Below are 23,939 nucleotides of genomic sequence, written 5' to 3'. Positions count from 1 at the left end.
AAGTTGGTTTGTTTTGGTCATTAGCTCGTTTTATCTCCTTATTACCAAAAAGCTCGTTCTTTTTGGAAAGTCTCTACTAGCCATACTAACTGTAAATGACAAATAAATCCATAAAAAAATTCGCACAGTCACTTAAAACAACAACGAGGAGCTGTCATAAAAACCGACACCTCCTCAACCTTGAAAGAAAAGTAAAAAAATTTTTCTATATATAATAGTACAAATCAGTTACAGTAATTGACCGTAACGTTTGACGTATAAAACTTTAATGAACGCAACCAGTGCTAAATAAGCAACAATTGTCGGGATTAAATACAAGAAATAGCTTGGTGATAAACCGACAAATCCTAGTTCTGCACCGAAAGCGGTAAAGGGTAAAACAGTTCCGAGAACAATCCCTGCTGTAGTGACTAACGTCATAATTCCAGAAGCACTACTTTGAAGGAAAGGCATTTTTTCTGTTCGTAGGAAATGCAAGACGAGCATTTGGGACCATAAGGACTCAATGAACCACCCTGCATGGAAAATACCGATAAAGAGCAATTGATCTGCTCCATTTAATTCAAAGAATGAGCCACCTAGGATAGCCGGACACACAATGAAATACATAAATAAATAGGTAACAATATCAAAAATAGAACTCGTTGGGCCAAACCAACGCATAAAATTACCAATTGATTTTGGTTCCCATTTTTTTGGTTTTTCTACGTATTCTTCATCTACTTTGTCCCAAGGAACTGACATACACGAAGTATCGTAAATTAGATTTAATAATAGCGATTGAATCGGAGCAATCGGTAAAAATGGTAAAAAGATACTTGCTGGGATCACGGAAAACACATTGCCAAAATTAGAACTTGCTGTTAATTTGACGTACTTCATCGTGTTCGTAAACACGCGCCGTCCAGATAAAATTCCTTTTTCCAAAACCATTAAATCTTTTCTCAATAAAATTACATCCGCCGATTCTTTCGCTACATCGACAGCTGTATCAACAGAGATTCCTACATCAGCAGCACGCATTGCTCCAGCATCATTTATTCCATCACCTAAAAAGCCAACAGTTTGACCATTTTCAGTTAACGCATTTACAATACGAACTTTTTGGTCAGGCGTAATTTTGGCGAAAATATTATACGCTTGAACGGTTTTTCTTAATTCTTCTTGGTTTAATTGTTGAAGTTCATTTCCTGTAATAATTTTTTCGCCAGCCAGACCAACTTCTTTACAAACAGAATGCGTCACATACTGATTGTCCCCCGTTAATACTTTCACAGCTACATTATGTTGATGCAAGGCGTGAATAGCTGCCGCCGCTGTTTCTTTTGGTGGATCTAAGAAAGCAAGATAGCCTTGTAAAATCAACTCTGATTCATCTTTAGTTGTATACTCCCATTCAGCCGCTTCGACTTTTTTATCGGCAATTGCTAGAACGCGCAAACCATCTCGATTTAAAGCTTCAACGTCTTTGGTAATTTTTTGACGCAGTGTCTCTGTTAAGGGCACAATTTCGCCATCTAAAAGCACCTGTGTGCAGACCAAGAGCATTTCTTCAACCGCACCTTTGGTAATTAAGCGTGTTTCTCGCGTTTTAAACTCTTTGATAATCACGCTCATTCGACGTCGATTGAAATCGAAAGGAATTTCATCTACTTTATAAAAATCATCTGATTGTATATCACTTTCTTGTGTCGCCGCTTGAATAACGGCGTTATCCATTAAATTACGCAAACCTGTTTGAAAATAACTGTTTAGAAATGCTAAATCCAAGACTTTTTGATCTTCTTGGCACCCAATATTATAGTGGTATTCTAAAATTACTTTATCTTGTGTTAAGGTACCTGTTTTATCCGTACAAAGTACATCCATCCCGCCAAAATTTTGAATGGCATTGACATTTTTCATAATCGTGCCTTCTTTAGCCATTTCTCGAGAACCTTTGACTAAATTGGTTGTTACAATCATGGGTAACATTTCTGGTGTCAAGCCAACAGCTGTGGCAATCGCAAACATTAACGCTTCCACCCAATCGCCTTTTGTTAACCCATTAATTAGAAAAACAGTTGGCGTAATGACCAACATAAAGCGAATCAGCACCCACGTTGTTTTATTAATTCCTGTTTCAAAACTCGTCTGCTGCTGCTCTTCTCCGTTATCAGAAGCCATCCGTCCGAATAAAGTTTGATTACCAACTTTAATGACAATGCCCAAACCAGTGCCACTAATTACATTTGTTCCTAAAAACAAAAGATTGTCGTATTCTGTATCAATTTGATCACTATCTTTTTGATGAGTCGCGTGTTTTTCAATGGGAAAACTCTCTCCAGTCAGGGATGATTGGGAAACAAATAAGTCCTTAGATTGGATTAAACGTAAATCGGCTGGAATCATATCGCCAGCGGATAGTTGGACTAAGTCGCCACACACAACTTCCTCAATAGGAATTTCCATTTGCTTCTTGTCACGAATGACTGTCGCTGTAACTTTAATCATATTTTGTAATTTTTCAACTGCATTGCTTGATTTGACTGATTGTACAAAACTCATCGTGCCGCTTAAGATGACCATCGCTAACATAATTAACACGCCAGTCACATCTTTTTCCTCTGGCGCAGCATAGACATATTCTGTAAAAAATGAAATCGTGGCTAGTGCTAGTAACACCAAAGTAAACGGCGTGATATACGATTTTATAAAAAGTCGCAGCCGTGAAGCTTTTTTTTCATTCATAATTTTGTTGCGGCCATAACGTTCTTGTAATTCTTCAATATCTTGGTGTTTAATGCCATCCCAAGTTGAGCCGAAACGTTGTAAAACTTTTTCTGCTTCTGAGTGGGCAAACTTTTTGTAACTATAGTCATGGCCCAAGTGACGCATTTTCTTTTCCATTTTCTTTCACCTCATTTATCTGTTGTTGACTTGAATTGACGATCGGTTCATCTTCCATTTTCCTCACCCTTTCCACAAAAAAAGACACGCTGAAAACTCAACGTGTCAAAGAATAATCGTTCTTATCGTTGAGCTTTAGCACTATACAACGTAAAAAGCGATTGCTTTTAGCTACCTTAAGAAAAGCCTTCATTCGACAGTTCCTGTTCTACCCATTGGCGTCTCTCGACATTTTTGGGCAGTAGCCTATGTTTGTATAGGAGCCTCACCTAACAAATCTTATTTAATTACAACAGCAAGTATAATTCTTCCTTGAAAAAATAACGATATAGAAAAAGTTTTTAGCAGATAACTTTTTGTCCATTCAGTAACAAAAAGAAAAATAATCCGCTTATTTACTATGGTTTTCTGGTATGATTCGTATTTATTCATAGAATCATAACTGGTTAAATTAATCTAAAGACCGTCAGATAGCCTTGTCGAGAAGCTTTTCTTCTGCTATTTTTTGTATAGTTAAAGAAACGGCGGTGAGGAAAATGAAATTACAACAACTAGAATATTTTATGGCAGTTTCAAAGTATGCGAGTTTTACTTTAGCTTCTCAAAAGCTCCATACGAGTCAACCTTATTTAAGTACCCAGCTCAAGGAGTTGGAACGTGAATTAGGTGCTTCATTAATTTTAAGAGACAAGAAACATTGTCGGCTTTCTCCAGCAGGCGAAGTCGTCGCCAAGCGAACAGAGATGATTTTTGCACTCATTAAGGAAGCGCAAGAAGAGATTAATGAATTAGTGACCCAAGGATCGACAACGACCATTCGGATTGGAACAAACTTAATTGATATAGATAAAGCATTTGGAGAAGTCTTGTTGTTATTTAATCAATCCTATCCGTATGTAAGTATTGATTTTAAGTATTATTACGATCTTGAAACAGCCTTGGAAACAGATTTAATTGACATTGGGATTGGGATATTTTTGGATACCTCGATTCCATTAGAGAAAGAATTAATTTATACAGAAAGCTATCTCCTTTGTGTCAATAAAAATCATCCTTTAGCCCATGCCGATAGCGTAACGATTGACGAAATTCGTTCTTTACCTTTTGCTGCATATTCCGATCAAGTATATGAAAAAAAAGTGTTTAAACGTTGGGAACGTAAAATCAATTGGGAAAATCGGCAAATCGTCATCGAACTTCCTTCTCTTCATTTAGTCTTAGACATGGTCCAACGAGAAAAAGCCTGTAGCATCCTTCCCTATTCACTCACTGATGAACTAAACAGACGTAACTTAGTTGGTATTCCTCTGGAAGATAGTCCAGAACGAGCCATCTATTTAGTTCAGAATAATCATCACGGACATTGTGAAGCACACCGTTATTTATTCGAACAATTACGTTATTTATTCTAGGAATAGAAAAAGGAGGAATTCCCATGGAACTATTTCGTTTACATTATTTTTTAGAGTTATGCAAAGTGAAACAATTTACTAAAGCAGCCGAAAATTTAGCAATTTCTCAAGCTGCCCTAAGTAAGCAAATAAAAATTCTTGAAGCAACGTTAGGCGCGGAACTTTTTAATCGCCAAGGTCAAACTACCACCTTAACACCAGCTGGATTAATTTTAGAAAAATATTGTTGGCGCATCACCAATGAGTTGGTCTCAATTGAAGAAGAGCTAAAAGAAATTAATCATTCTTCCAATCATATTTATGTAGCCACTTATCTCTGTGATTTAGAATATAAATTGAATGACTTACTAATGACAACATTAACGGATCGTTCATCCAACTTACAAGTCCACACTATTATTACAGAAAATATTCTTCAATCCTTGGAAACAATGGATGCAGATTTTGGTATTTCCTTTGCTGACTTACCATTACCTGAACATATTGGTAAAATTGATTTATTTACAGCAAATTATCAATTCATTTTAAGAAATGATCATCCAGCTTTGGCCAAAGCCACGACGGAAGAAATTTTAAAAGAACTAACAATGTACCCCTTCGTCCGTTTAAATACCGAATTTTCCGAGCAAAACAAATTAACCAATTGGCTAGATACTACGTTTTCTAATTTTTCTCCAGAGAAAGTCATTCAAGTGGATACTCTTTCACTTATTACTCACTTGGTGTCTCATTCCGATAGTTTCGCTATTGTCCCCGAATACACAAATATTCAACTTTTAGACAATTCGATCCATACACTGACTTACCAAGAACTACCTAAACGAAACATGGCAGTTTATTATTTAAAAGAACGTTACATGAGTCGACAACTTCAACAACTTTTGGCTGAATGCCAAAAACAATTTCAATAGTAAAAACCAAGACTAGAGCTTGTCGGCAAGCGAGTTCCAGTCTTGGTTTTTATTTGTGTTTTCAGGTAGCGGCTTCTCTTCCTTTGACAAATCCTAAAGAAGTGATAGCCATCACTAACGAAGTGCCTCCTTGACTTAAAAACGGAAGCGGAATACCTTTTAACGGCAACAGTCCAATCACCGCACCGATATTCTCCACCGTTTGAAAAACCAGCGAAAAAATGAGGGCGACACAGATGTACATACAAAAACGCGAATTGCTCCGCAAGCCAGCTACTAAAACTTGATAAAACAAGTAAAAATAGAGAAAAACAACGGTGGCACTGCCCACAAAGCCCCAGGCTTCCCCGATAAAAGTAAAAACCATATCAGACTCACGAACAGGGACATACACTTCAATCCCATGCACACCCTTGCCAAATAAACCACCCGAACCAATTGCCAATAAACCTTGTACTTGTTGATAGGAGATTTTATCGACATAATCATAGGGATGAATCCATGCTAAAATTCGATCCAATTGATATTGTTTAAAATGTAAAAAGAAGAGTACTTTGTGCCCCCACTCTGTAAAGACTAACAGAATCAAGACCATGCCTAACGTTGCTAAAGCACTGAAAATAATGATTAAAATTTTGCAATCAATTCCTGAAATAACTAAAAGAGATAGGATAATCGTTACGAAAACAAGGGATGTCCCAAAATCTTTTTGTACCGCCATCAAGAAAAAAACAGGGACACTAACCGCAACGATTTTTTTTAGAAGTTGCTTGTCTGAACGCCATTTATCAGACCAGTCTTGTTGCTCATGTTGGACAATAATTTTTGCCAACATTAAAATAAACGCAATTTTCGCAATTTCTGATGGCTGAAATTTAATAAACCCTAAATCTAACCAGCGCTTTGTGCCCGTCAATAAATACATTCCTTTGTCATAGGAAAAATACAAAGCACTCATTAAGATTAATGAAAACCCATAGAAAAAAGGAGCTACTTTCCAAATAAATTTCTGTGACAGCCGACTAGCTAAAAACATGCCTGCATAGCCAACAAAAATAAAGAAAAGTTGTTTTAATGCTGGCACAGTTCCATCTTTTCCTTCATTAACGGCAATCCAATATTGCACACCAGAAGATAAAAGTGTGAGTAAAAAAATGGGCAATAATAAATCATAATTAAGATGTAAGTTGAATTTTTTTGTATTGACCATTTAACTGCCGCCTTTCGTTTGCAATAATTTTAATGACGATTCCTAATGCCACTGAAAAGATTAAATAACTTGTCCCACCGTAACTAACAAACGGTAAAGGAATTCCCGTCATTGGAATCAAACCCAAAACGCCACCAATGTTAATCGCCGTTTGAGCTAAAATCAAGGTCCCGACCCCTAACAAAAACAAGCCGTAACAATGATTCTTTATTACACAACTACTTCGCAAAATCGAGGCCGCTAAAAATAACAAAAGAAATAGTAATAGTAAGCCGCCAATCAAACCAAGTTCTTCCACAATCACCGCAAAAATAAAATCGGTTTGACCTTCTGGCAAGCCACCTTTTTTTACCATACCATTGGCTAATCCAGTGCCCCAAAATCCACCATTATACATTGCTAAATAGGCCATTGAAGGCTGAAATCCGCGATCATGAAAGGATAAAAACGGATTTTTCAAAACAACTAAGCGGTCATACACATGCGCAAAAAAATGTGGTAAGTAGCGGTGATCGCCTAGAAAAATAATTATTTTAGAAAGAAGCGCCGCGCTAGCAACGACAATCCCCGCAGCAATTACACTAAATTTTGCATGAATACTTGCTGAGAAAATCAAGACACTGCCAATAACTAAAATAAGAATAGCCCCGCCAACTTTGGGTTGAATCAAAACTAAAAATGCAACGACCAAAACAAACAGCCATTGTTTCCTTAACTGCTTCGTTGTCAAGCCATTTTCTTTTTCACCTAAATAACAGCTCAAGTAATAAATAATCGCAAAATTACAAAGTTCTGATGGCTGAAATTGGATTCCAAAGAGAGAAATCCAACGTTGTGCGCCATTCGCTGCTACACCAAAAAAAGGTAGTCGAACCATTAGCAGTAATAGTACCGAAACTAAAAGCAGTCCAATCGCAATTTTCTTATTAAATAACACTTCTAGTCGAACTTTGTAGATCACGAACATTAGCACCCAGCTGAGACACATAATAATGCCTTGTTTAATAAACACAGCAGTGGGCTTCACGCCTTGCATCAACAAGTCATAGCTACTGGCGCTATAAATCATTAACGCGCCAATAATACTTAATATAATAAAGGTCAAAAGAATTTTTGTTAGACCTAAAGTACGTAGATTCATTCTCTCACCTCTATCTTTTTCTAATTAAATCAATCTTACCAGTCTGAGTTAGAAAACAAATAGAGAGTTTTTTATAGAACTATTACTAAGCTTACATAACAAAAAGTAGCTAGACTTGGTTCATTTCACCTAGTTTCGCTACTTTTAAAAAAAGCCATTTATATAATTTTTGTGTGTTGCTCACATTTCTGATAAATTTTTCCAAACTTATCTCTTTCTAAATACTGATAATCTACTAAATACCGTCTCAAAAGTGCATAATCTTCATAGATTTCTCTAAGTCGCTGATTGACTTCTTTTTCCGTATATTCTTTCCCAAATTCAAATTGGTTGGCCACACGTTGAAACACTTGGACTTTTTTCGCATTTTTCTTGGGAATAACCAGCAACTTTCCTTCTTTAAAGAAATTTTCAACCATGTTTATTCTCCTTTTTTTGTTTTGACTATTGTTTAGAAAATTGATGATTCAGTTTTTCTTTCTGTTTATCAGTCCATTTGCCAGCGACTTCATTGACAATTGTTTCAGCAAAATCGCCTACTTTTTCTCCCGTAATATTTTTGATAGGTGTTCCGTTAGCAGCTCCTTCTTCAAACAAATCAAGTAAATCAGTCAACGCATTGAACATATTGGCTCCGCTATGATCTGAAAAATGCCATGCATATTTTTCAATTTCTTGAAATACTTGTCGATACTCTGCTGGTAATGCTGCAATACGTCGTTTATATTCTTTGTACTCTTTTTTATCCCCAACAACTTTTTTGATCAACGCTTTAAAATTTGACATGCTCTATCCCTCCATTTTTTTCATCTTGTTTACTTGTTTTGAAAGCAACGTCCACCGCTGCCAAAAATCAGCGAGTTCTGCTTCTCCTGATGAGGTTAAGCGATAGAACTTCCGCATTGGCCCTTTTTCTGAAGGCTTTTTTTCAGCTATAACCCATTGATTTTTTTCTAAACGCAGTAAAATCGTATAAATGGTTCCTTCAACAATTTCAGTAAACCCTTGGTCATTTAAAATTTTTGTAATTTCATAACCATATGTTTCTTTCCTTTGGATGATGGCTAAAACTAAACCTTCTAAAATGCCTTTTAGCAACTCTGTCTGCTTCACTGCTTTTCCTCCCTGAACTACTCTTTATTACTATGTACCACTACATAATAATACTGAGTACCGGTTCTGTCAACTACTTTGTAGTAAAAAGTAGTAAAGACACGACAACTACCAGTACTTAACTAGTGGTTGTCGTGTCTTATTATTCTTTATTCATTTATTCCGAGGTCTGCTTCAAAGGCTTCTAATTCTGCAAGGTGTGTTTCTGGATAAGCAAAGCATGTTGAAAAATGCCACTCCCCACCACTTGTACCAAAATAACCTGGCAGTAATTCCAAAGCCAATAATGCTTCTGATGTTTCTTTTTCCGGTAACGTAATCTGAAAAGTAGTCGCTGGAACAAAACCGAACTTCGTATAGTAAGTTGGATGGCCCAGGATAATCAATCCGCCGATGCCTAATTCTTTGGCCTTCTGCACAGAATGCTTAATTAACGCTGAGCCTACGCCCGTGTTCTGTGCTTCTGGATGGACACTTAGCGGCCCAACGGTCAAAACAGCCTTTTCTGTATGATCAGGTAATCGTAGTTTGGCTTTTGAAGACATAATATGACCCGTTAATTTTCCTTGATCAGTTTCTGAAACTAAGGACAACTCCGGAATAAAGTCGGCACTTTCTCTTAATAAATGCACGATAAAATGCTCTGTGGGACGCCAGTTTTCGGTCAAGTTTAATTCCTTGAACGCTTGATACGTTAAACGCTCTACAGCTTGATACTCTGCAGGTTTTTCTTGACGAATCTTCATTATTTGTCCTCAGATTGTTGGAAATAGTCAGCCGTATCTCGTTCATCTTGTTTTAATTGGTCGATCAAGGCTTCAGCCCCATTGAATTTCACTTGGTCACGTAAATAATGATTCCAACGAACCACCACTTGCTCACCATAGATGTCTTGATGGAAGTCCAAAATATAGACTTCCACGGTTAGATCGCGTCCTTCTCCAAAGGTGTCATTATGACCAATTGAGCCCATGCCGACATACCATTTGCCACCTACTTCGATTTGCACAGCATAGACACCAATTCTTGGTAAGCGCACGGTGCTTTTCACTTTGACATTAGCGGTCGGGAAACCCAATAAACGGCCACGAGCATCGCCATGGACAACTGTTCCTTCTGTTTCATAAATATATCCTAACAACTCCGTGACCTCCTCCATTTCGCCGGCTTCCATTTTTTCGCGAATTCTTGTTGAGCTAATTTTGGCACCAGTCATTTCTTCTTTTGGTACTGTCACCACTTCAAAACGGCCTTGCGCATAAGTTGGTAACTGTTTGACTCCAGCGATTTCTTTAGGACCATACGTATAATCAAACCCAGAGACTGCCACTGCACTATTTAAATTAACGATATACTGATCGACAAAATCTTGCGGTTTTAATTGAGCAAACGCTGAAGTAAATTCGACAATATATAAAATATCAACGCCCAAGTTGGCCATTAGGCGTTCTTTTTGTTCCAAGCTAGTTAAATATTTCATATTTTCTGGTAAAACTTTTTGAAAAACGATTGATGGGTGTTGGTTGAAGGTCATCACAGCTAACTTCAAGCCTTTTTCCTCAGCAATCTTTTTGCCTGTTTCAATTACTTTTTGGTGGCCTTTGTGAACACCGTCAAAAAAGCCTAGGACCATCACGACTTCTTCATTAGGAATTTGAGTGGGTTCATAGGGATGATGTAGTTGAATAACTTGCATGTGCAAAAACTTCCTTCTTTTTTATTTAATTGTTCCGTAGAACTTTACTTGGTTTCAATAATTTATCATGCGTTGGGTGTGGCATGTATAAACTAACCACTTGATTTTGGTAAAATAAGGCAACTAAGGATTCTGGCATTGCCTTTATTCCTAGTTCTTTTTTGTGCAAACGCATGCCATTTTTTACTTTTTGATACAATTCATCTGATAAATCAATTCGTGGGAATTGTTCTACTGCTGTCTCAATGGGCAACAGGCATTGATCGATTGTTTCAGCAGCCATTTGTTTGGCTACTTCTTCTAACGTTAAGCATTGCGCAGCTTGCAAACCGCCACTTGCCGTTCTCGTTAAATCCGACATATGGGCAGGATAGCCTAATTTTTTGCCAGTATCCACGGATAGTGTCCGCACATAGGTTCCTTTGCCACAGACCACTTTAAACCGCCAACTTTGTGTTTGAGCGGATTCATTAAAAATTGGTTCACTAGTACGTTCAAATGAATAAATCATAGCTTTTCGTTGGGGCCGTTCAACTTCTTCCCCGTTCCGCGCATATTCATATAAACGTTTACCATTGACTTTCACCGCAGAAAACATCGGTGGGATTTGTGTGATTTCACCTGTCATTTCGGCCATTGCTTGATCAATTTGTTCAGTTGACAGAGGTGTTGTAACTGGTTTTTTTTCAACAATTTCGCCACTAACATCTTCGGTTGTCGTAGCAAATCCAAGTGTAATTTCACCTTCATAGGTTTTGCCAGAATCTACCATGTATTCGATCACTTTCGTTCCTTTGCCAACGCAGATGGGTAAGACCCCTTCGACATCTGGATCTAGCGTACCACCATGACCAATTTTTTTGGTATGTAAAATTTTTCTCAATTTAAATACGCAGTCATGACTTGTCATGCCACGTTCCTTCCATAACGGTAAAATGCCGTCCATTATAGTTCCTCCAGTTCCGATAATACTAACTTTGTCATTATAGCATAAAAGTACCTAGCTTCGCAGTCTCCATTGCTTATTCCCTTTGGCAAAATCTCTGCTAAATGCAAAAAAAGCCACAAACTCTGATAAAAGCAGAGTTTGTGGCTTTTTTTAGCTAGTAAATGATCCCCATGTATTCTGTGCGTTGCCATCGTTTGGTCCGATTGGCAAATAAATTCTCGCGCCTGTCGTATCTGTTCCACCAATAAAAACATACCCATCTGCAATATAAAACGCATCGTAATAAAAGCGAGTATTTTTGGGCCAGATACCATAAATAGGTGCTGACAAACTAGGTTGTCCTGCTCTTAAAACAATGCCTTCGTCCACACCAATTAGAAATGATTTCTTCGTTTGCGGGCGCCAAAGTTCAGCAATGTCGCCGTCGTTCACATAACCTAACAAATGTCCGCTATTTTCAATACGGTAAAGGTTTTGTCGGTCGGGTAATTTCGCTGTAATTGTTCCTACCTGTGTACAAAGTGCCTCTGCTGATAGATGTTCATTGATTAAAGCATCTGGTGTTGTATAGATTGAAGTGAAACGAATTGCTTGTCCTACTTGATATTTTGGTGCATTAGGTTTACCTGGCTGAACAATGACAGTCTCACCTGTTTCAGAAACGCCCGTTTGTAAATCTTGTGCCAACTGCGCTTTACTAATCCCCCAACGCGCTAAATAACCATAAGGATCTGTATGATCTCCCCACCAATTTTTTGTAATCCAATCATGAGTGACTATGCCATAACCTGTTCCATCGTCCAGCGAAAAATCAGCACCAATGTTCTGAGCCAAATCACGGGCCAAATTAACATAGGCAGCATAATCTTTTTTAAACGTCGCCGCATTATTCGTTCGAGCCAATTCGATTTGCGCATAGGCTTTTTGATTAGCTAAAGAACCTGCGCCATATTGAATTTGACCAGCAGGAGCTAATTGTTTCACTCGTCCACCAGATCCGACAAAATATGAGACATAAGCATTTGACCAATTTCGTTTCATATAGGCCACTTCATTGTCTAAACTGTGTGGTCCTAGGTTCCGCTCGTTTCCTGATTCATGTAAAACAATTAATTCATTGCTTGCAGAGCCTGGAAAATAAGTAAAGTTGATTGGATCCGCTTCGATGGTGTAAGCGCAAGCCGTCATCGGAATCGTTAAACTTAAGCCAATCACTAAAGCAAGTTGAATCATTAATTTTTTAAACATAGCATACTCCTTTCTTAAAAAAGCCATGAAAGGAAAGTCAAAACAACTTCCCTTCCACGGCTTAAACCTGCAGATAAATGGCGGGACAGAAGTAATTTCTTCGGCAATCAGCCGAAAGTTCTACGTTTGTCCCGACCACTTCTACTTAATCATCTTTATTTTTTAACTGAATAAATAACTCTTTTAACTTTTTCGGCATAGGAATAAAGGTCGCAATATTTTCAAAAAAAGAAAGTCCTTCGTTCGCAATGTAAAAAATCAGAACCATTTCCCGAATTGGCAAATTGTTCCCCACAACTTTTTCAACACGAACCGCTACGGCAACCACAAATAACATCGTAACTTTTTTCGCAATTCCGAGCATACCAATCCGACTGGACAATTCTTTTGTGGCGATTGCCTTAATCCAACCTGTGATGAAATCGACAATAATTAAAAAGAGGAAGACATCCAACAATTGATCTAATCCACCTAATAAACGTACGACAATCCCACCGAAAATGCTTAAAAGCATTGTTATTGTGTTGAGATAACGTTCCATAAAAAGACTCCTAAACTAGCTTGTTATTTTGTTGGAAACGGATCGTCTGTGTACCAACTTCCTTGGAGGTAAATATTTCCAGCACGGTTAGAACAGAATATAATTCCCTTATTATCTATTTCGTACAAGGCTGTACAAATTGGTTGAGGAAAGTTGTATTGAACTGCCGTTAAAGGAATATTCCAAATATTTCTTTTGAGAACAGAATTTATACTATAACCTGTGGGAACATTAAAAACTTTGATCACCTGACTGTTCAATTTCGTTGGATCACTCAAATTACATCTTACAAATGCATCGACACGATTTCCAACTCTGATTAATACAAATTTCATATTCACTTTATTAAAGGCCGCCTGATATTTTGCCTCGACTTCACCGACTCCACTAGCTTCATAAATGGCCATTTTAGAGGATTCCAAAGGCACACCATTGACGGTTGGCATAGTTACAAAATTCTTCATCCCAGCAATCTCTTGGTCACCTGTTTGTGTCACAGCTTGACCTTTAATCGCTTCCGCAACGTTTTTCGGGTGCATATATTTACTCGTTAAAGTTCCCGCGACTGCTTCGCTGTCTGATGCGAAGCCATAATTTTCTACATTGCCCAGCCCAACTTGTTCAGCGGTTACTTGGTGTGGATTATCCTGATTTTCCACATGGGTATTGAGTTGCTCTGCCTGAACAAAACCACTCTTCGCTAAAACCGCTTGGGCATCAACAGACAGACCAATATGAAGTCCCACGTAATCAACTTCTACGCTGGCTGGCGTCACCCCATTCGATGAATCTGTATAGCTCATTAAATAAATGAACCCTTCATCTGTGATAAAATTCTGATCATTGATTTGAATTGAAAAATCGCTGAACTCTTTTGCTGATTCTTGGATTTGAGTTACCCAATTATCCGTAGTTGGTAAATACGCAGCGATTTTAATCGTTTGATTATTGGGCGCAGCGGCTTTCACACGTTGATTAATCGTAAAAAATTGAACGTTCTGGCGAACAAATGCCACCGCCTCGTCAGTTGTGAATGTTTCAAACATTTGTGGAATTAATTTTTTTGCGGCTTCAACGAGATTGAAGGCCGCTAACTGTTGTGGAATTACACCACTTTGGGTGGAACCTGTTTTCACACCCTCATCATCACGGCTGGCCATTTTATTGTAGTCCGCTTGGGAAACTTCCTCCCAAACGTCTGTTGGCTTTTTAAGAATTTTAGCCGTAAAATCAGTGGAATAACTGTTTGCATTGGTGGCTGTATTGCCGGCCGTTTTACCGTTAAAGTCTAACTTCATTTTGACAGTAGTTGGCTTAGCCAATAAAGAAATGCCATCTGCTTTTGTCATGCGGTCATTCAAATCAATTTGAAGACGATTCGCTAGAGTAGCTTGTTTGATGCCTTGTGTATCTGTGCGTGCTTGGACAATTTCTGGATTACTATCACCTGCTTCTGCTACTAATTGATCGAAATCATTTCGCAAAGTATCAAATTCTTGTTTATTATTATTTGCCGTTGAAACTGCATTTCCTGCAATCGTGATGGCTGTTTTGGCATTGTTCATCGCTTGGTTGGCTGTTTCATTTGCTTGATTGCCTGCATCGGTGGCAATTTGTACGGCTTCTTTGCCAGCTTCATCTGCGATGTTTTTCGCTTCAGAAATTCCATTCGTTAACTGGACTTGGTAAGCATCTACTTTCTCAGCTGATGCATTCGACTGATCCAAGATTGCATTGATTTTAAGGCGACCTTGATTCAGGGTATCTAATTCTTCAATATGTTCTACTGACATTTCGTCACACTCCTCTAGTTTTCATTATTTTATTAAAACTGGCCACCCAATTGGGATTGAATATACACACGACAGATGACCGAAGCATCCAACCATAGTGGCTGATGAGAGAAAAATTGAAGCGTGTGATTGCCGCGTTCGATTTTTCCATCTGTTGTTTTTCGTAAATAACTCAAAATGTTTAGCCGTTGTTGTTGCAATGATAGTTGGGGTAATTTTTTGCCATCCACTACCAAATCAATGTTCGTTACAGAATGCGAAGGTCCTTTAGCAGTTGCCTTGAACGTTAATTCTGCGGTGTTTATATAAAGAATGTCCTCGTCAAAGTATAAATTCAGCTCCACTGGCTGTGTCTTGCTAAGTTCTCCTTGTATTGAACGATTTAAAAGTGTCGTCGCCCCTTGTGCGTAAGTTTCGCTAATCTCTTGTTTCCGACTGAAAGCTGTCATGGTACTATGAATTGTTTCTTGCAGATTTCCCAACTCTAGCTGAATGTCTTGGGGGGCACCAAAGACATCTTTTTTACTTTCTTTTTTGATACGAAGGTTGACACTCCCAAACTCATTCGTATTAATCATGATAACCGTACCCAACCGCAAACGATCGATTGCCAAAGGTTGATCTGTTAATTTAATTAAATCAGCTGCAGTCACTACCCAAGAAACTTGTGGTTTGGTCCATTCTTCTAACATTCGCAAAGCATTTTCCTTTAATGCCTTGGGATCAGAAAAACGCTGTTCCACCCAAATTGACTCCAATAAACCATAGCGGTCAATTGCGGCCTTGTTCTCTAAATACGGAACCCCTTGATTGACCGAGCGAATATTGACTTTGTTAACACCTTCGCCTGAACCTAATGGATAAATCCGATTGATTAGCATCTTGGGATTACGTTCTATTTCGAATCCTTGCATATTGTAACCTTCTTGAATTCGCGCAACTGGTTCTGTTGGTGGTTTGACTAATGAAAGTTCAAAAGGATAGACCTCTGTATTCCATTGCCAAAGATATTCCTCTTCGAAATCGGCTGGGATGCTAAATAAAGGCTCGACTAGCCCGTTTTCATTCTCCCATTTATAGGTTAATTTCCTTGAAAAATCACATTTTTTCAGGACCCAATGCTTTGTTTTTTGTTTATTCAATAGAAATTGAATGGCCTCTTTCGTTGTTTTGTTTTTAATTTCGTGACAACCAAATAGGACAGTATCGCCTAAGGTACATAATGCTTCTGTGGCAGAGTAGTGAATTTGATTATTGTTCGCATCTTTCTTAATTGTGGTTGGCATCACGCGATATAAACCAATATATTCATTCTCATTGTCGGTCAGTTCCACCCATTGCATTTCTTCAATAAATTCATTTTTAGGATCATCTAGTGGCATGGTAAAATCTAAACTGCCAATTTTGTTCTCTATTTTTTCATAACTGACTTGATAGGCATTGTCCAAAATTGCCGTATATGTTCTTTTCAAATCCAGCGCCATTAACATTTAATCACCCTCCTACACAAATCGGTTAGGATAGCGAATCGTCAAGCGGAAGTCGCTATCTTTGGCTTGAATATACAGCGGTTCATTGGGATATAGATAAAAATCGTTCATTGGTCGAATCATCGGTGCACCATTTTTTGTCAGATAAAAATTTTCAGTATCAATGATAATTTCCGAACGATCAAAGTCACCTAAGTTAATTGTATCGTTCCTTGTTTTAATCCAAACACCACGTCCGGTTCCTGCTAAAATAATGGTCGGTTTGACTTTTAACCCTTCGACCGTAGGATAAATTTCAATTGGCCGAACTTCTTTGCCTAAATCCCCCATCGTGTAAGCCCGATTTTGAAAGGTAATCATGGTTGATCCCCAATAGGCTCCACCTTCAATTAAAATTGGAAAATCAACTGCACCTGAGCCTGTATTCCCCATTAAGTAATTCGCTTGAAATGTAATGGTTGGCGAACCCCACATCACACTAGTCGCATCACTCCGTGTGTATTTATACGGATCAGAAAGCAATAAAGTAAAAGTGCCTGTTACTTGGTTAACGCCTTCGGGTACATCACTCACTGAAGACTTACTACCAAACCACAGCATTTCCGGTTCATCGTTAAACCAAATAGAAACGTCTTTTTCCGTAAACAAAGCAACATTTAAATGATTAAATGCATCTCGAAACGCTTCATTATTCACAGCTGAAAGTCGATATTTGACTGTTAATTCTCGTTCTGGAATCCGCGCATAAACGTGGCGTTTGCCATCACGAATCCCTAATTGATAGCTTTCAATTTCGCTTGGAACTAATTCTCGTCCTGAAACTGATAATGTTTGATAGCCAGGGATGACTTTTTCTAAAAATTGACCGTTAAAATTCAACGCTTCTGAAGGAAGAGGCGTTGAATGAGTTGCTTGATTGGTATCAACAAATTTATACATGTTATCCTCTCCTTCCTAAGCGGTTATTTTGTTTCACTTGTTGTCGTTGTAACTCTGTTGCTAAATAAGGCGCCGTAGTTGCTGCGACAACTTTCCCATCTAACGTTGACTCTACTGTCACAAATAATGGTCGATTGTATGCATCATTTTCTAAACGATGGTCAATCGTTGCTGTGAAGTTTCCTCGACCAGCTAAGTCCAAGGCAAAATCATTTAACAGCGGTAAGTCTAAAATAGAAGCCATTGCTCTACTAACGGCTGTTTCGCCTGCATAAATCCCCGTGGCAATCGTGCCGCCGAAATTCAATTTATGCAAATCAGATAAGGGACCTTCTTTTGCTGGTGAAAATGGTAAAAAGTTACGAATTTTACTGACGACCCCATCGATTGCTTCTTTGGCTTTTCCAATTGCGCCTGTAATTCCATCAGCAATCATACCGACAATATTCGCACCGGCATCGGTGAATTTTGAAAACCAACCTTGGATTGCTTGCCAAGCACCTTCAATTACAGAACCAATGGCATTTTTTACCTGATCGGCTGCATTGGTAACCCCATTTTTGATATTTTCAACTAACTGTCCGCCCGAAGCTAACAGTTGACCAAAATAAGAACCAATCTTCGTGATCATTTGTGAGATTAATGTTCCTGCTGCGGACAGCAAGGCACCCAATAGACTGAGTACACCATTAATTAAGGCTTGAATCAGTTGAATCCCAGCACTTAACAACTGTGGCAACGCATTGATTAACGCACCCATTAAAGCGGTAATTAGCGTAATTGCTGCAGTAACCAGTTGCGGTAAAATTGAAATAATCCCTTGGATCAAAGCCATTAGCAATTTGACGCCTGCGCTGATGATTTGTGGCAAGGCACCAATTAAGGCATTTACCAATGTCAAAATTAAGGTAATAGCTGCCGCAACTAAGGTTGGTAAAATCGAAATAATTCCTTGAATTAACGCCATTAACAATTTGACACCTGCGCTGATAATCTGTGGCAAGGCACCTACCAACGCAGTCACTAACGCTAGAATAATCGTCAGCGCTGATTGAATTAACTGAGGTAAAATCGTCATAATCCCAGTGATTAATGCCATCAAAATTTGTAAACCAGCAGTCAAAATCAACGGTAACATAGTAACAAATGCATTGACTAAGGCTGTGATAATTGAAACACCTGCTGTAACTAGCATTGGTAACGCTGTGACAAAAGCTGTCACTAATGTAGTGATGATATTAATCGCTGCAGTTGTAATTGTTGGCAAGGCGGTGACAATCGCATTAACTAAAGTCATTAATAAGCTCAAACCAACTTCTATCAACATTGGTAAGACTGTTGTAATCCCCTGAATCAACGTAGTAATAATTTGCGTTGCCGCTTCAATTAAGACTGGCAAATTGGCAACGATCGCACCAACAATTAACGTAATTAAACTAGATAACGCGGTTACGATGCTTGGAATAGCTTCTGTTATTTTCCCGAGAATACTGGTTAAGACGGTTGTAAAAAGTTGTATAACTTTCGGTAGATTAGCTGCCAACATTGTTGTAACAGATGTAATCGTGTTACCTAAATTATCAAAGACTTGGGTAATACCACCCGCACTCAAATCACCGGTTTTCATCCAGGCCGTCACGAATGAAACAATCAAGGAAATAATTAGACCAAACGGCCCAGAAATTCCTAATGCAGCCAGTGCAACTTTTGTCAGAACTTTTACCAAAAGACCAACCGCTAAACCAGCTTTGTCAAAGGTGCCACCAAATTGCCCTAATAAGTTACTACCTAATTGCAAACCGCTGGCAAAAACGCCTGTTAGCACACGACCAATTGTTGAAAAAATAGTCGCCATTTTCTCTAAGCCTACTGCAAAAAATTGTTTAAAAACTGCCATTACTTGCTGAAAGGCCGGCTGGATCTGTTGTAGCAATCCTACCAATTTGCCAAACGCCGCTGAAACAGCTCCTTGAATGGCACTAGCTAAGCTATTGATACTATTTCTAAATGTTTCATTGGTTTTATAGAAATAAATAAACGCTGCTACCGCTGCTAAAACGGCTGCTACAATTAAAATTAACGGTCCTCCACTTAAGGCACTAAAACTAGCACTTAGTTTTGATAAGCCACCACCTAACTTCCCAATGTTTCCTTTTACAAGAACCAAACCATCACTAAACTGTTGAAATTTTTGCTGAGCCATCGTTACCATAATCAGCATGGGCCCAATGGCGGCTAAAATGCCCATAATGGCAACAATAAAAACTTGGACGGGTTTTGGTAATTTGATAAATAAATTCACCAAAGCTGTAATGCCTTTGACGACTGTGATAACCACTTGAACCAAAATTTCCATTCCTGGAGCCATCACGCTTTGAATCACTTGTGCCGCCGCTTCAAATGATTGATTCATCTGAGTCAATGCCCCTTGCAACTCGCCTTGCAATGAATCAGAAATCCCTCCTGCACTAGCCATAATCAGTCCTTGCATTCCTTGAAATTCGCCACTGACCCCAGCACCGACGCCCATAGCTGTTTTTAAAACGTTCAGCATAGGTAAGGAAACGGCACTAGTCATGGCCGTCCCAAAGCTCAGCATATTATTTTGTGCATTAGTAAAGCCATCAGAGGTTTCTTTCCCCGCTTTTTTAGCTGCTTCACCGGCTTGTTCAGCAGAATCTGTTAACGCTGTGTTCATTTGATCTGCTGCCTTTGCTGTTTCGTCTCCTGTTTTTTTCACTGTTTCTCCAGATTGTTGCATGACGGTTTTAAATGTGTTCATGACCGTGGCTGACTGATTGACACCCGCACTAATTTTCCCTAAATATCCACTTAATAAGGCATACTCACCGCTCATACTTTTTAATGCTTGTTGGACGCCTGCAAGGCTTTTCTTTGCCTCCGATAACGGCGTTTTTTCTTTGTCATTCTCCATCTACTCTCCTCCCTTCTCGATAGCGGCGTAGACGCTCTGCCACAGTGGCAAGTTGCGTTTTTTTCCGCTCATTTAATTTCGTTCGTTGTGGCTGGTTAGCTGCCAGAACTTCAGCAACTCGTTTTTCATAATCATAAAAACTTTTAAAGTTTTCAAAAACGGGTTTTCCTTTTTTGTTTGTCGCTTGCGCTTTAACATTTAAGTAGGCAAGCTCGTGCCTTTTCCGCTCTTCATCTACTTCTGCTAAATTAAAAGCAATCATTCGTAATTCAAATTCAGACATGGTCATCCGATCCACTTCTTCAAATGAACGACAGCCCAAGTAGCGAAAAGCAGAAAGAGCGATGTCGTGATACACGTCATCGCTCGTTTTAATTAGTTGGTCGCTTGCGCTTCTGCTTTCTTCGCTTCTTTGCTGAACTGATCGATCATTGGTTTTGTAAGAGGTTGCTTTCCCATTTCTTTAAGCAAATCATCTGAAAGTTTTTTGACATCTTGGGTCATTAACCATGCTTCAATTTCCGACTTACCTATTTTTAATTGCCCACTTTGTAAAGCTTCCATGATGTCAACTAAGATTACTGGATTGTATTGGCGTAAATAAATCATTGCTGAACTGATGCCCATGCCGAATTTGGCAGCGCCATTTTCAATTTGGTAACGTTTATCTAATTCGCGAATCGCGCCAATCGTAAATTTCACTTCAATTGTTTTTCCGTTAATCTCTAAATTCATTTTTTATCCTCCTAAAATTCAACACTTTTTGATTATTCGCCAGGTTGTGGTGCTTTATCTGGAACGGTATCTTGGAACGCATATTGTGCTTCTGCAATAATATCTGCTTCTACTGTTGCAAAACCATCTTGTGGTTTGCCATTAATAGAGGCTTCTGTTTCGATTTCTACTAATTCTTCTACATTGGCTGGTAAACTCCATGAATTTACATAACCTTGGGCATAAATTGCTGGATATTTACCTTCCGCATTTTTTTCACCTTTTAAATCAACATCCCAAAATTCCATTAAGATGCCATCTTCAACTGCGTCTTTCATGTATAAATTTTCATCATTTCGAGAGGCTAAACCGCTTAACGATAACGTAACTTCTAAACCAGAAACAGCATTCGCAACGCCATCTTTTGTTTGCGTACCGCTCGATTCACGTGAGAATTCCCATTCATGTTCAATTTGAAATAAGGGTTTCATTGCTTTCTTTGTCGCTGCTTCATCCAAGCGACGAACTAATAAAATACGGTCTTTTCCTTGCATAACTTCTCCCATTGATAATTCCTCCTAGTAAAATTGCATGTGTAATGGTAGTACAGCATGCCAAATTGTTTTTTTCATTTGTTTGGTATCTTTTACCATTTGTGCTTTGACTTCTTGATGTTTGATACCCCAATTAAAATGAGCCGTTCGTTTTAAGTTACTGGTTGCCTGCCGTAAAATCGTTCCTTTAATTGTAGAAATTTGTTGTCGTTCAGATAACGCACCATAAACATGCATTATTAATTCAATTTCACCCAAAATAGCTGATTTAGTTGGCTTAGGTAATTCTTTACTATCACCTAAGTAAACAAATGGCTGATCTGGTAAATCTGTCGGCAGTTCCTCTAGCAACAAAAATCCTGACGTCTGGCAGATTGCAACAAGGGCTTCATATAACTCTTGTTCCGCTTCATTCATTTTTAGCGCCACCTTTCCATTCAAAAAATTCAGGATTGGTTAACAAATTGGCTCTCTTCTAGTCAAAATGAAGGATCTTGAAAGTAGCCGGCATTTTCTGCTCCTTCATAGCTGACACAAGAAAGCAGTCAAAATTATAGAATTCCGTGTCTTCATTTTTTTGGTTGCCTCACGTTTATCTATCTCTTTCGACACTATTAATTTACCATGTTGACACCTGAAAAAATTCCACGTTTTTTCCATGTTTACATCCCTAGTTCATCCGCCACCGCTTCAAAGAAATGATTTCTTAATTTATAGGCTTGGCTTTTACTAATAAATAATTGCTGGGCAAGTCCAATTAATGTTAAAGAGGGCCGTTTTTTCATATATAGTTCTTCAATAATCACGCGCGTTTGTTCATCCGCTTCAGCTAAACAATTTTTGATAATGTCTCGATTTCTCTCTAAGTTCCACAGACGACGATCCATAGCTATCGTAATCGCCATTCGTTCGGTCACTACAGAGTGAAGTCCTTGTCCTCTAATACCAGCATTTAAATCTGCTTCTTGATAAGGGTGCCGTAATTCTTCTTCCCGTTGCCGGATATACTCATCTGTTTTATAAAAGTCTGCTAAAATATCTTTGATATAATTAAATGTTGACGTACGCATTGGTTAATCTCCTTTACTTTTATTCATTTAAAAGTGTTAATCGATAAATAAAATAACACTCTTTCGACATTTCTAAGCCGTGACGAATCGCTTCATCTGAATAACCGAGCCAAATTAAATAGAGATACTCGCTTTTTGTAAACGTTGCGGCCTTAATGGATTGGATGGGTCTTGATTGATCCATCGACCAATTACCGATTGCTTGTCCTAATTCTTGAATTTCCTGCATAATAAGTTTATTTTTTTGACTTGCCCAATCGGGATATTGATTCATTAGTTGTAAGAGTCGTTTTCTTTTTTGTGCTTTTTCGCTTTGTTGCTTTGAAATATCTTTAAATACAACGCTTTTCATTTCAAATAAATCTTTTTTACGTTTTGTTAAATTACTCATGTTTACGGCCTTCTCTTTCACCAATTAGATAACCTAACATTAGTGTCATTGTCCAAAAGATAAACCCAATAATAATTGTTAACATATTTATTTCACACTCCTCATTCGTTTGTCTGTTGTGTCTTTATATTGGAAAACATAGCCACTGGCGTGCTTCATTAGACGAGAAATAATGCGTGTTCCATAGGCCTCCACCAGTTGTTTTCCAGAAAAATTAGTAGTAAAAATAGTTGCTTTATTCTGTCTAGCTTCTAAAATTCGATTTAAGATGTCATTATTAAAATCCGTACTAACTTTATTTTTAATTCCTAATTCAGCACCTAAATCATCTAAGACCAAAACGTCTGCTTTTTTCATTCTAGTAATATACGCTTGAGCCTTTGCTTGGCTTTTGGTCGACTCATTCATGGACATTTTTAGTTTTTCTAATAACTCAGAGTAGCTGACAAATAAACAATACTTTTGATATGCAGAGCGTTCTAAGACTTCAACTAAAATACTGATAGCCAAATGACTTTTACCGACACCAGGTTTCCCTGAAAAAATAACGTGGATTGGCTTTCCTTCAATAATCGCTGAAACTGCTGCTAAGGCCCGTTCTTTTGCTTGTCTTGTTTCTAATTCAGTGGTTTGGTAATTGGTTAAACGACATTGCCGTAGCGCATCATCAGCAATTAAGGACCCTTGATGAAAAAATTTTTGTGTACGTGCCATAAAACTCTCTTGAGAACGTTGTTGATTGGCTTGTTGTTCATGTTTTTTTAGCATTTTATACCCACACGACCAACAAGTTGGGGCACAACGTTCTGTGCCATCTTTATTTTTTTGTTGCCAAACATATTGTTCACTGCCACATTCAGGACAACGGTCTTCAACTTTTTCTAACAATTGACTCAATAGTATTTGAAAAGTTTGATCTGTCGCATGCATACTGATTTCCTCC

General features: G+C 38.3%; 24 protein-coding genes and 1 riboswitch. Of the genes, 2 read left to right on the top strand and 22 right to left on the bottom strand.

Annotation, left to right across the window (positions count from 1 at the left end):
* Window positions 1-228: 228 nt before the first annotated feature.
* Window positions 229-2,889 carry a magnesium-translocating P-type ATPase gene (gene mgtA / locus IGL93_RS05250; RefSeq protein ID WP_002384633.1) on the bottom strand — a complete coding sequence of 887 codons (2,661 nt, stop codon included), beginning with the start codon at window positions 2,887-2,889 and terminating at the stop codon, window positions 229-231.
* A 113-nt stretch (window positions 2,890-3,002) separates the two neighbouring features.
* A riboswitch (M-box (ykoK) riboswitch) is annotated at window positions 3,003-3,173 on the bottom strand.
* 252 nt (window positions 3,174-3,425) lie between these two features.
* Between mgtA and IGL93_RS05245 the strand changes: the two genes are divergently transcribed.
* Window positions 3,426-4,301: a LysR family transcriptional regulator gene (locus IGL93_RS05245; protein ID WP_002382245.1), complete on the top strand. Its 876-nt coding sequence runs from the start codon at window positions 3,426-3,428 to the stop codon at window positions 4,299-4,301.
* Between the two features lie 23 nt (window positions 4,302-4,324).
* Window positions 4,325-5,212: a LysR family transcriptional regulator gene (locus IGL93_RS05240; RefSeq protein ID WP_002357832.1), complete on the top strand. Its 888-nt coding sequence runs from the start codon at window positions 4,325-4,327 to the stop codon at window positions 5,210-5,212.
* Window positions 5,213-5,273: 61 nt separating this feature from the next.
* On the opposite strand, the gene IGL93_RS05235 is transcribed toward IGL93_RS05240, so the two are convergent.
* The 21 genes from IGL93_RS05235 to IGL93_RS05135 form a co-directional block, all read right to left on the bottom strand.
* A complete protein-coding gene (locus tag IGL93_RS05235) occupies window positions 5,274-6,422 on the bottom strand; it encodes an FtsW/RodA/SpoVE family cell cycle protein (RefSeq protein ID WP_010775789.1) in 1,149 nt (382 codons plus the stop codon).
* The gene (locus tag IGL93_RS05230; protein WP_002357834.1) at window positions 6,388-7,563 is read right to left on the bottom strand and encodes an FtsW/RodA/SpoVE family cell cycle protein; all 1,176 of its coding nucleotides are present in this window, start codon (window positions 7,561-7,563) and stop codon (window positions 6,388-6,390) included. Before IGL93_RS05230 ends, IGL93_RS05235 begins: the two co-directional genes overlap by 35 nt.
* 158 nt (window positions 7,564-7,721) lie before the next feature.
* The gene (locus tag IGL93_RS05225; RefSeq protein WP_002360471.1) at window positions 7,722-7,982 is read right to left on the bottom strand and encodes a DUF2087 domain-containing protein; all 261 of its coding nucleotides are present in this window, start codon (window positions 7,980-7,982) and stop codon (window positions 7,722-7,724) included.
* Between the two features lie 25 nt (window positions 7,983-8,007).
* On the bottom strand, window positions 8,008-8,349 hold the full coding sequence (locus IGL93_RS05220; protein ID WP_002357836.1) for a DUF1048 domain-containing protein: 342 nt from the start codon (window positions 8,347-8,349) through the stop codon (window positions 8,008-8,010).
* Between the two features lie 3 nt (window positions 8,350-8,352).
* On the bottom strand, window positions 8,353-8,676 hold the full coding sequence (locus tag IGL93_RS05215) for a PadR family transcriptional regulator (RefSeq protein WP_010775788.1): 324 nt from the start codon (window positions 8,674-8,676) through the stop codon (window positions 8,353-8,355).
* A gap of 149 nt (window positions 8,677-8,825) precedes the next feature.
* A complete protein-coding gene (locus IGL93_RS05210) occupies window positions 8,826-9,422 on the bottom strand; it encodes a GNAT family N-acetyltransferase (protein WP_010775787.1) in 597 nt (198 codons plus the stop codon).
* Complete coding sequence (gene ribF, locus IGL93_RS05205; RefSeq protein ID WP_010775786.1) at window positions 9,422-10,372, bottom strand: riboflavin biosynthesis protein RibF; 951 nt, start codon at window positions 10,370-10,372, stop codon at window positions 9,422-9,424. Before ribF ends, IGL93_RS05210 begins: the two co-directional genes overlap by 1 nt.
* Before the next feature lie 25 nt (window positions 10,373-10,397).
* A complete protein-coding gene (gene truB / locus IGL93_RS05200) occupies window positions 10,398-11,318 on the bottom strand; it encodes a tRNA pseudouridine(55) synthase TruB (protein WP_002357840.1) in 921 nt (306 codons plus the stop codon).
* A 153-nt stretch (window positions 11,319-11,471) separates the two neighbouring features.
* On the bottom strand, window positions 11,472-12,596 hold the full coding sequence (locus IGL93_RS05195; RefSeq protein ID WP_025192675.1) for an SH3 domain-containing protein: 1,125 nt from the start codon (window positions 12,594-12,596) through the stop codon (window positions 11,472-11,474).
* A 118-nt stretch (window positions 12,597-12,714) separates the two neighbouring features.
* The gene (locus IGL93_RS05190; protein WP_002357842.1) at window positions 12,715-13,110 is read right to left on the bottom strand and encodes a phage holin family protein; all 396 of its coding nucleotides are present in this window, start codon (window positions 13,108-13,110) and stop codon (window positions 12,715-12,717) included.
* Between the two features lie 23 nt (window positions 13,111-13,133).
* On the bottom strand, window positions 13,134-14,903 hold the full coding sequence (locus IGL93_RS05185) for a hypothetical protein (protein ID WP_010775784.1): 1,770 nt from the start codon (window positions 14,901-14,903) through the stop codon (window positions 13,134-13,136).
* Between the two features lie 32 nt (window positions 14,904-14,935).
* Entirely contained in the window at window positions 14,936-16,393 is a 1,458-nt protein-coding gene (locus IGL93_RS05180) for a phage tail protein (RefSeq protein ID WP_010775783.1), read from the bottom strand.
* Window positions 16,394-16,405: 12 nt separating this feature from the next.
* Window positions 16,406-17,332: a distal tail protein Dit gene (locus tag IGL93_RS05175; protein ID WP_010775782.1), complete on the bottom strand. Its 927-nt coding sequence runs from the start codon at window positions 17,330-17,332 to the stop codon at window positions 16,406-16,408.
* A 1-nt stretch (window position 17,333) separates the two neighbouring features.
* Window positions 17,334-20,267, bottom strand: a complete 2,934-nt coding sequence (locus IGL93_RS05170; protein ID WP_010775781.1) for a phage tail protein — start codon at window positions 20,265-20,267, stop codon at window positions 17,334-17,336.
* Window positions 20,257-20,625, bottom strand: a complete 369-nt coding sequence (locus IGL93_RS05165) for a hypothetical protein (RefSeq protein ID WP_010775780.1) — start codon at window positions 20,623-20,625, stop codon at window positions 20,257-20,259. Before IGL93_RS05165 ends, IGL93_RS05170 begins: the two co-directional genes overlap by 11 nt.
* 17 nt (window positions 20,626-20,642) lie before the next feature.
* Window positions 20,643-21,002 (bottom strand): tail assembly chaperone, encoded by a 360-nt coding sequence (locus IGL93_RS05160; protein ID WP_002357848.1) that lies wholly within the window; start codon window positions 21,000-21,002, stop codon window positions 20,643-20,645.
* Between the two features lie 32 nt (window positions 21,003-21,034).
* On the bottom strand, window positions 21,035-21,547 hold the full coding sequence (locus IGL93_RS05155; protein ID WP_010775779.1) for a phage major tail protein, TP901-1 family: 513 nt from the start codon (window positions 21,545-21,547) through the stop codon (window positions 21,035-21,037).
* Between the two features lie 12 nt (window positions 21,548-21,559).
* On the bottom strand, window positions 21,560-21,976 hold the full coding sequence (locus tag IGL93_RS05150; RefSeq protein WP_002382237.1) for a hypothetical protein: 417 nt from the start codon (window positions 21,974-21,976) through the stop codon (window positions 21,560-21,562).
* Window positions 21,977-22,197: 221 nt separating this feature from the next.
* Complete coding sequence (locus IGL93_RS05145; RefSeq protein WP_002360491.1) at window positions 22,198-22,605, bottom strand: RinA family phage transcriptional activator; 408 nt, start codon at window positions 22,603-22,605, stop codon at window positions 22,198-22,200.
* Between the two features lie 19 nt (window positions 22,606-22,624).
* Window positions 22,625-23,017 carry a hypothetical protein gene (locus IGL93_RS05140; protein WP_016617237.1) on the bottom strand — a complete coding sequence of 131 codons (393 nt, stop codon included), beginning with the start codon at window positions 23,015-23,017 and terminating at the stop codon, window positions 22,625-22,627.
* Window positions 23,018-23,083: 66 nt separating this feature from the next.
* Entirely contained in the window at window positions 23,084-23,926 is an 843-nt protein-coding gene (locus tag IGL93_RS05135) for an ATP-binding protein (RefSeq protein WP_010775777.1), read from the bottom strand.
* Window positions 23,927-23,939: the final 13 nt, after the last annotated feature.

The organism is Enterococcus sp. DIV1328a, from assembly GCF_050536905.1.
Classification (GTDB): domain Bacteria; phylum Bacillota; class Bacilli; order Lactobacillales; family Enterococcaceae; genus Enterococcus; species Enterococcus faecalis.
This window is presented reverse-complemented; position numbering and strand designations above follow the sequence as displayed.

Excerpts from the sequence above, each read along its gene's own strand:
- mgtA (WP_002384633.1), bottom strand. The coding sequence starts at position 2,889 with ATGGAAAAGAAAATGCGTCACTTGGGCCATGACTATAGTTACAAAAAG.
- IGL93_RS05245 (WP_002382245.1), top strand. The coding sequence starts at position 3,426 with ATGAAATTACAACAACTAGAATATTTTATGGCAGTTTCAAAGTATGCG.
- IGL93_RS05240 (WP_002357832.1), top strand. The coding sequence starts at position 4,325 with ATGGAACTATTTCGTTTACATTATTTTTTAGAGTTATGCAAAGTGAAA.
- IGL93_RS05235 (WP_010775789.1), bottom strand. The coding sequence starts at position 6,422 with ATGGTCAATACAAAAAAATTCAACTTACATCTTAATTATGATTTATTA.
- IGL93_RS05230 (WP_002357834.1), bottom strand. The coding sequence starts at position 7,563 with ATGAATCTACGTACTTTAGGTCTAACAAAAATTCTTTTGACCTTTATT.
- IGL93_RS05225 (WP_002360471.1), bottom strand. The coding sequence starts at position 7,982 with ATGGTTGAAAATTTCTTTAAAGAAGGAAAGTTGCTGGTTATTCCCAAG.
- IGL93_RS05220 (WP_002357836.1), bottom strand. The coding sequence starts at position 8,349 with ATGTCAAATTTTAAAGCGTTGATCAAAAAAGTTGTTGGGGATAAAAAA.
- IGL93_RS05210 (WP_010775787.1), bottom strand. The coding sequence starts at position 9,422 with ATGAAGATTCGTCAAGAAAAACCTGCAGAGTATCAAGCTGTAGAGCGT.
- ribF (WP_010775786.1), bottom strand. The coding sequence starts at position 10,372 with ATGCAAGTTATTCAACTACATCATCCCTATGAACCCACTCAAATTCCT.
- truB (WP_002357840.1), bottom strand. The coding sequence starts at position 11,318 with ATGGACGGCATTTTACCGTTATGGAAGGAACGTGGCATGACAAGTCAT.
- IGL93_RS05195 (WP_025192675.1), bottom strand. The coding sequence starts at position 12,596 with ATGGCTTTTTTAAGAAAGGAGTATGCTATGTTTAAAAAATTAATGATT.
- IGL93_RS05190 (WP_002357842.1), bottom strand. The coding sequence starts at position 13,110 with ATGGAACGTTATCTCAACACAATAACAATGCTTTTAAGCATTTTCGGT.
- IGL93_RS05185 (WP_010775784.1), bottom strand. The coding sequence starts at position 14,903 with ATGTCAGTAGAACATATTGAAGAATTAGATACCCTGAATCAAGGTCGC.
- IGL93_RS05180 (WP_010775783.1), bottom strand. The coding sequence starts at position 16,393 with ATGTTAATGGCGCTGGATTTGAAAAGAACATATACGGCAATTTTGGAC.
- IGL93_RS05175 (WP_010775782.1), bottom strand. The coding sequence starts at position 17,332 with ATGTATAAATTTGTTGATACCAATCAAGCAACTCATTCAACGCCTCTT.
- IGL93_RS05170 (WP_010775781.1), bottom strand. The coding sequence starts at position 20,267 with ATGGAGAATGACAAAGAAAAAACGCCGTTATCGGAGGCAAAGAAAAGC.
- IGL93_RS05160 (WP_002357848.1), bottom strand. The coding sequence starts at position 21,002 with ATGAATTTAGAGATTAACGGAAAAACAATTGAAGTGAAATTTACGATT.
- IGL93_RS05155 (WP_010775779.1), bottom strand. The coding sequence starts at position 21,547 with ATGGGAGAAGTTATGCAAGGAAAAGACCGTATTTTATTAGTTCGTCGC.
- IGL93_RS05145 (WP_002360491.1), bottom strand. The coding sequence starts at position 22,605 with ATGCGTACGTCAACATTTAATTATATCAAAGATATTTTAGCAGACTTT.
- IGL93_RS05135 (WP_010775777.1), bottom strand. The coding sequence starts at position 23,926 with ATGCATGCGACAGATCAAACTTTTCAAATACTATTGAGTCAATTGTTA.